Raw genomic sequence first — 1284 nt, forward strand, 5'->3', positions numbered from 1 at the left:
CAGGCCGTGGATCCCGCCGTGTTCCTGGCCGACCTGGCGATGCAGCAAGACCCGGTGTTCACGCCGCTGCAGAAGCTTGATGCGCCGCTCCAGCAGCGCCAGCGGGCGCTGTCCGGACTACTGGCCGACGGCCTGGCGGCCAGCGGCGATGAAGGAATCGTGCTGCCCAGCTAGGCCGGACAGTCCGGGGGCATCAGAACTGCAGAATCATGCGGGTGTTGCCCAGGGTGTTGGGTTTAACCCTTGCCAAGTCCAGGAACTCGGCCACGCCTCATCGCGCGAGTGCAGAAGTTCGGCATACACCGCCGGGTCAACGGCGCTCTGGTCGGCCATGACGCTGAAGCCATGCCGTTCAAAGAACTCGACCTCGAAGGTCAGGCAAAAAATCCGGTGCACCCCCAGATCGCGGGCCCGGCGCAGCAACTCGTTGATCAGCCGGTGCCCACTCCCTGCCCGCGCCAGGATTCGGCGGAGGCCAGGGTGCGCACTTCGGCGATGTCCTCCCAGATCACGTGCAGCCCCCCGCAGCCGATGACCTGCCCTGCCGCGTCCTCCGCGACCACGAACTCCTGGATGGATTCGTAGTAGGTCACCGCCTCCTTGTCCAGCAGGATGCGCTGCTCGGCCAGGGGCCGGACTAGATCGCGGATGGCGTGGACGTCGGTGGTGCGGGCGGGACGGACGGTAAAAGAACTCACCTTATTGATCCTATGCCCCGCACCGTGGGCAGCTGGCGAAGTTTACCCCTGTATTTCGGATCTGTTTGCCCACCTTCCTGCCCGCTGGGTGCGGCGGCCGGGCGGAAGGCGGCCTGTTGTAAGAATCCTGCCGCAAGCCGCTGGGCGAGGCAGCGCTGTGCCAGACTGGTGGGGTTCAACCCGATGGCGGGCGCAAAGGAGGATGGGGCCACATGCACACCGGCGCGCGACGTCCCGGACTGGGGTTGTTGGCGGTGCTGCTCAGCGCGGTGGGCATCGCCCCACTGCTGAACTACGGGCTCAGTGCCACCAGTGACCTGATCATTCGGGAGCTGGGCATCTCCGAGGCGCAGTTCGGACTGCTGGCCACCGTCTGCTTTGGCTTCGCCGCGGTCGGCAATGCCGTGTTCAGCAAGTTCAGCGACCGGCAGCCGGACCGCACCCTGATGCTGCTGATCTTCGGCGCCGCCGCGGTATCGATGGGGCTGGCGGCCCTGCCCGGCGGTTATCTGCTGCTGCTGGCCGCCGCGGCGCTGTCCGGGTTGGCGCAGTCGTTCCCCAACGGGGTCACCAACCGGGTGCTGGC

1 protein-coding gene and 1 pseudogene are annotated in these 1284 nt (G+C 66.8%); one reads left to right on the forward strand and one right to left on the reverse strand.

Translation table 11 applies throughout. The features are described 5' to 3' along the window. Positions 1-193: 193 nt before the first annotated feature. Positions 194-698 (reverse strand): annotated as a pseudogene (locus tag JCM19049_RS14485) (amino-acid N-acetyltransferase). A gap of 212 nt (positions 699-910) precedes the next feature. Between JCM19049_RS14485 and JCM19049_RS14490 the strand changes: the two are divergent. After that, a partial coding sequence (locus JCM19049_RS14490) for an MFS transporter (RefSeq protein ID WP_279403289.1) occupies positions 911-1284 on the forward strand: 374 nt, incomplete at its 3' end.

The organism is Arthrobacter sp. JCM 19049, from assembly GCF_001310435.1.